This window comes from Streptomyces sp. Z26, from assembly GCF_003665095.1.
Lineage (GTDB): Bacteria > Actinomycetota > Actinomycetes > Streptomycetales > Streptomycetaceae > Streptomyces > Streptomyces phytohabitans.
Map to the genome: position 1 here is coordinate 1 of NZ_RCHV01000001.1, position 5,640 is coordinate 5,640.

Here is a 5,640-nt window from a genome sequence, read left to right on the forward strand (position 1 = left end):
CGGCCAGCGGCCACGACGAGGATGGACTGGCTGGAGGACACGCGAAGTCCGCCGACCGGCGGCGCTCGGCGCTCGTCCTGGCCGCGCACGCCGCCGACGGCGACCCGCGCGACTTCGGCGGCGCCGACTGGTGAAGCGGCTGACCGGCCCGCGCCCGCGAAGGACGCGCCGCCGGAGGAGGACGACGACAAGGACGGCGCCGGGCGGCATCGGCTCCTGTTCAGCGGGCGCCGGAAGCAGCAGGCGGGCGCGGCCGTGGCGGCGGTGGCGCTGTACGCGGCGGTCGCCCCGTTCGCGGCGGGTCCGGTCGACGCGCGCGGCGCGGGCCGGCTACCGCTACTGGTCGGGAGCGCGCCGACGGCGCCTGGTCGTACGCCTCGCAGGGCCCGTCGACGACGTGCTGGGCTTCCGTTTCGGCGTCAGCGAGGACTCCGCGACGAAGCCGCGCGCGCGGCGGACTTCGCCGCGTCTGCGCGAGGAGCGGCGGTCCGGGAGCGCGCGGGTGGCGCTGGTCGTGGACTTCGGTACGGCCGCCGACGCGCCCTCCGGCGAACGGCCGCCCGCGCCCCGTACGGCCTGCGCGCGGGTGGACGCGGGCAGCGGTACGGCGGCCGACGCGCTGGCGGCCGAGGCGGAGCCGCTGCGCTACAACTCCGACGCGCTGCTGTGCGCGATCGCGGGCTACCCGGAGTCCGGCTGCGGCGAGCGGACGGCGGCCGACGGCGGTACGGCGGAGAGCGACGACGGGGACGGTGGGGACGAGGGGGGCGTCCCGCCGTCCCTCGGCGCCGCCGCCGGGGTCGGGGCCGTGCTGGCGCTCGGCGCGGCCGCGTATCGGCGTACCCGCCGCCGTCGCCGCGGATGACCGCGCGCGCCCCGGACACCGACCGCGCCGCGCGCCCTGTCCCGGCTACGCGCCCCCGAGGCGGCGCGCGGCAACGCGCTGCACGCGGGCGCCTGGTGGCTCTGGGCCCTCGGCCTCGCCACGGCCGCCTCCCGCACGACCAACCCCCTGCTGCTGGCCCTGCTCGTCACCGTCGCGGGCTACGTGGTGGCGGCACGCCGTACGGACGCGCCCTGGGCCCACTCGTACGTCGCGTTCCTGAAGCTGGGCCTTCTGGTGCTGCTGATCCGGCTGGTGTTCGCCTTCTTCCTCGGCTCCCCGATCCCGGGCACGCACGTCCTGGTCACGCTGCCCGAACTGCCGCTCCCGACTGGGCGCAGGGCGTGCGCGTGGGCGGCCGGGTGACGGCGGAGGGATGCTGTTCGCCGCGTACGACGGGCTGAAGCTGGCCACGCTGCTCGTCTGCGTCGGCGCCGCCAACGCCCTGGCCAGCCCGGCCCGGCTGCTGAAGTCCCTGCCGGGGGCGCTGTACGAGGTGGGTGTCGCCGTCGTCGTGGCCATGACGTTCGCGCCGCATCTCGTCGCCGACGTACGGCGGTTGCGCGCCGCCCGGCGGCTGCGCGGGCGCGCGGACCGGGGGGTCGCGGCACTGCTCCAGGTCGGACTGCCGGTGCTGGAAGGTGCGTTGGAGCGTTCGGTGGCGGTGGCGGCGGCGATGGACGCGCGCGGCTACGGGCGTACGGCGCACGTGCCCGCGCCCGTACGCCACGCCACGTCCGCGCTGGTGCTCGGCGGGCTGCTGGGGGTCTGCGTCGGGACGTACGCGCGGCTCACGGCGGACGGTGCCGCGTACGGCACACCGCTGCTGGCCGCCGGGCTGGCCGCCGCGCTCGCGGGGCTGCGGCTCGGCGGGCGGCGCAGCGTACGCAGCCGCCACCGGCCCGACCGCTGGGGCGTACGCGCCTGGCTGGTCGCCGGGTCCGGGGCGGCCGTCGCGGCGGCGACCGTCTGGGCCGACGGGCGGTGGCCGGAGGCGCTGCGGCCCGCGACCGTACCGCTGGCCGCACCCGAACTCCCGCTCTGGCCCGCCGCGTCGCTGCTGCTCGGGCTGCTGCCCGCGTTCGTCGCGCCGCTGCCACCCGCGCCCACCGGCCCGGAGCCGGAACGCGGCGCGGAGCGCGACGCCGAGCCGGAGCGCCGTCCGGAGCCGCCCCCGTACCGCCCGCACCGTTCCGAGGAGTCGCCGTGATCCGCTTCGAGCAGGTCTCCGTGACCTACGAGGACGCCGCCGCGCCCGCGCTGCACGGTGTCGACCTCACCGTGCCGGAGGGCGAACTCTGCCTGTTGGTCGGCCCGTCCGGGGTCGGCAAGTCCACGCTGCTGGGCACGGTCTCCGGGCTGGTGCCGCACTTCACGGGCGGCACGCTGCACGGACGTGTCACCGTCGACGGCCGCGACACCCGTACGCACCGCCCGCGCGAACTCGCCGACGTCGTCGGCAGCGTCGGGCAGGACCCGCTCGCCCACTTCGTCACCGACACCGTCGAGGACGAACTCGCCTACGGCATGGAGTCCGTGGGCCTCCCCCGTACGTGATGCGCCGCCGCGTCGAGGAGACCCTCGACCTGCTCGGCCTGGCCGCCTCCGCGAACGGCCGCTCGCCACGCTCTCCGGCGGGCAGCAGCAGCGCGTGGCCATCGGCTCCGTACTCGCCGTGCACCCGCGCGTCCTGGTGCTCGACGAGCCGACGTCCGCGCTCGACCCGGGCGCCGCCGAGGAGGTGCTGGCCGTGCTGCAACGCCTCGTGCACGACCTCGGCACCACGGTGCTGATGGCCGAGCACCGGCTGGAACGCGTCGTGCAGTACGCCGACCGCGTCCTCCTGCTCCCCGGGCCCGGCGCCCCGCCGGTGCTCGGCACGCCGGAGGAGGTCATGCCGCTGTCGCCGGTACGGCCGCCGGTGGCCGAACTCGGCGCGCTGGCGGGCTGGGCACCGCTCCCCCTGTCCGTACGCGACGCCCGCCGCCGCGCCGCCCCCTGCGCGACCGGCTGCCCGCCGCGCCACCACGCCCCACGCGGACGGACCGGCTCCCGGGGCGCCACCGGCGGCGGACGTACGGGCGCTGACCGTACGGCGCGGCCGCGCGACGTGCTGCGCGCGCTGGACCTGCGGGTGCGGCCGTACGAGACGGTGGCCCTGATGGGCCGCAACGGCGCGGGCAAGTCCACCCTGCTGGGCGCCCTGACCGGGATGTACGAACCGGCGGGCGGCAGCGTCCTGTTGGGGCCCGCGTCCCTGCCCGGCGGTCCGGGGACGGCGCGGGCGCCGGAGGCGCGCGCCGGGCTGCTGGCCCGCCTCCGGCACCGCCCCGCCACCGGCCGGGAGGGGGACACCGGCGGCCGGTCGGCCGTACCGCACCGGACTCCGCCGGACCGGCTGCTGCACCACGTCGGGCTGGTTCCGCAGCAGCCGCTGGACCTGCTGTACGCGGACACGGTGGCCGCCGAGTGCGCGGCGGCCGACGCCGACGCGGGCGCCGCGCCGGGCAGTTGCCGCGCGCTGGTCGCCCGGCTGCTCCCGGACGTGCCGGACACCACCCACCCGCGCGACCTGTCCGAGGGCCAACGCCTCGCGCTCGCCCTCGCGGTGATCCTCACCGCCGCTCCCCCGCTGCTGCTCCTGGACGAGCCGACGCGCGGCCTCGACTACGCCGCGAAGGGCCGCCTCGTCGCCGTGCTCCGCGAACTCGCCGCCACCGGGCACGCCATCGTCCTCGCCACCCACGACGTGGAACTCGCCGCCGAACTCGCCCACCGCGTCGTCATCCTCGCCGAGGGCGACGTCGTCGCCGACGGCCCCACCCCGGAGGTCGTCACCGGCTCACCCGCCTTCGCCCCGCAGGTCGCCAAGATCCTCGCGCCGGGCCCGTGGCTGACCGTGCCGCAGGTACGGGCCGCGCTCGCGCCCGCGGGACCGCGCCGAGGGGCGGGGCGGTGAGGGCGCGCGCCGGGAAGCCGCGTACGGGCGGCGCGTCCGGGCGGCGGGCCGGGCCCGTACGGCAGGCACGGCCGTACGGCTGGGCCCCCGCTCGGTGGCGGCGCTCGCGCTGGTCTCCGCGACCGGGGTGGCCGCGTTCGGCTGGCCGCTGCTGGCCGACTCCGCGTCGGGGCTCGCGCACGCGCGGGACGCGCCGTGGCTGTTCGCGGCGCTGCTGCCGCTGCTGCTCGCGGTGGCCGTCGCGACCGTCGCGGACGCGGGCCTCGACGCGAAGGCCGTCGCGATGCTCGGCGTCCTCGCGGCGGCGGGCGCGGCACTGCGGCCGCTGGGCGCGGGTACGGCCGGGCTGGAGCCGATGTTCTTCCTGATGGTGCTGTCCGGGCGGGTGCTGGGGCCGGGCTTCGGCTTCGTGCTGGGCGCGGTGTCGATGTGCGCGTCGGCGCTGCTGACCGGCGGGGTCGGCCCGTGGCTGCCGTTCCAGATGCTGTCCATGGGCTGGGTGTCCATGGGCGCCGGGCTGCTGCCCCGCCCCGACACCCTGCGAGGACGGCCCGAACTGCTGCTGCTCGCCGCGTACGGCGCCGTCGCGTCCGTCCTCTACGGCACGGCGATGAACCTCCAGGGCTGGACGTACATCGCCGGGCTCGGCTCCGGCGTCTCCTTCGTGCCCGGCGACCCGCTCGGCGCGAACCTGTCGCGCTTCCTCGCGTACGTCCTCGCCACGTCCCTGGGCTGGGACCTGCCGCGCGCGGCGCTCACGGTCGTGCTGACGCTGACCGTGGGCGGCGCCGTGCTGAAGGCGCTGCGGCGGGCCACCCGGCGCGCGGCGTTCGACGCGCCGGTGGCGTTCGCGCCGCCGGAGCGGCCGGAGCCGTGACCGCCGGGGCGGCTACGCGCCGGGGCGGACGCCCCGGAGCGCTCGCCGTCCCGCTGCTCGTCGGCGGCCTTCCCGGGCTCGGGTTCGGCCTCCGGCTCCGCTCCGGCTGGCGTGCCCGCGTCCGCCGTACGCGTCACCGCGTCCGCCGTGGTCTCCGTACCCGCCTCCGGCTCCGTCACCGGCAGGAAGCGCGCGGTGAGCCGCTGGAGGCCGAAGCCCGCCGCGATCACGGCGACACCGCCCACGGCGTCCAGCAGGTAGTGGTTGGCGGTGGCCATCACCACGAAGGTGGTCATCAGCGGGTAGAGGACGCCCAGCGCCCGCAGCCACACGTTCGGGGTCAGCCGTACGATCACCACCGCGCACCACAGCGACCAGCCGACGTGCAGCGACGGCATCGCCGCGTACTGGTTGGACAGCTCCGTCAGCGCCCCGAAGTCCGGGTCGCTCAGGTCCTGCGGGCCGTGCGCCGTGTCGATGAAGCCGAGGCCGGGCATCAGCCGCGGCGGCGCCAGCGGGTAGAACCAGAAGCCGACCAGGCCGAGCACGGTGGCGAAGCTCAGCGCGGTGCGCGACTCGCGGTACGACGGCGGGCGCCGGACGTAGAGCAGCGCGAGCAGCGCGATCGGGACGAGGAAGTGGAACGTCGTGTAGTAGAAGTTGCAGAACTCCTCGATCCACGGGTGCCGCACCGTGAACTGGTTGAGCGCGTGCTCCCAGTCGACGTGCAGCATCCCTCGATGTCGAGGATCTGCGTGCCGTGCGCCTCGGCGGTACCGACGCCGTCGTCGGCCTGGCCGCGCACGTAGGAGTAGCCCCAGTAGCCGACGCGGATCAGCAGCAGTTCCAGCAGCAGGTTGGGGCGGGTGAACGGACCGGAAGGCTCCGGGGTGGCCCAGCTGTCGGCCGTACGGGACAGGA

General features: G+C 77.2%; 2 protein-coding genes and 3 pseudogenes. 4 read left to right on the forward strand and 1 reads right to left on the reverse strand.

The features are described 5' to 3' along the window. The first annotated feature begins 130 nt into the window (after positions 1-130). The 4 genes and pseudogenes from D7M15_RS00005 (at position 131) to D7M15_RS00020 (ending at position 4,719) form a co-directional block, all read left to right on the forward strand. On the forward strand, positions 131-865 hold the full coding sequence (locus D7M15_RS00005) for an SCO2322 family protein (RefSeq protein ID WP_240649059.1): 735 nt from the start codon (positions 131-133) through the stop codon (positions 863-865). Between the two features lie 36 nt (positions 866-901). After that, a pseudogene (locus D7M15_RS00010) lies at positions 902-2,093 on the forward strand (CbiQ family ECF transporter T component). After that, a pseudogene (locus D7M15_RS00015) lies at positions 2,090-3,842 on the forward strand (ATP-binding cassette domain-containing protein). Before D7M15_RS00010 ends, D7M15_RS00015 begins: the two co-directional pseudogenes overlap by 4 nt. Positions 3,843-3,921: 79 nt before the next feature. After that, positions 3,922-4,719, forward strand: coding sequence for an ECF transporter S component (locus D7M15_RS00020; RefSeq protein ID WP_121515581.1), 798 nt, complete (start codon positions 3,922-3,924; stop codon positions 4,717-4,719). Positions 4,720-4,925: 206 nt separating this feature from the next. On the opposite strand, the pseudogene D7M15_RS00025 reads toward D7M15_RS00020, so the two are convergent. Beyond that, positions 4,926-5,640: pseudogene (locus tag D7M15_RS00025) on the reverse strand (phosphatase PAP2 family protein); the annotation flags it as partial.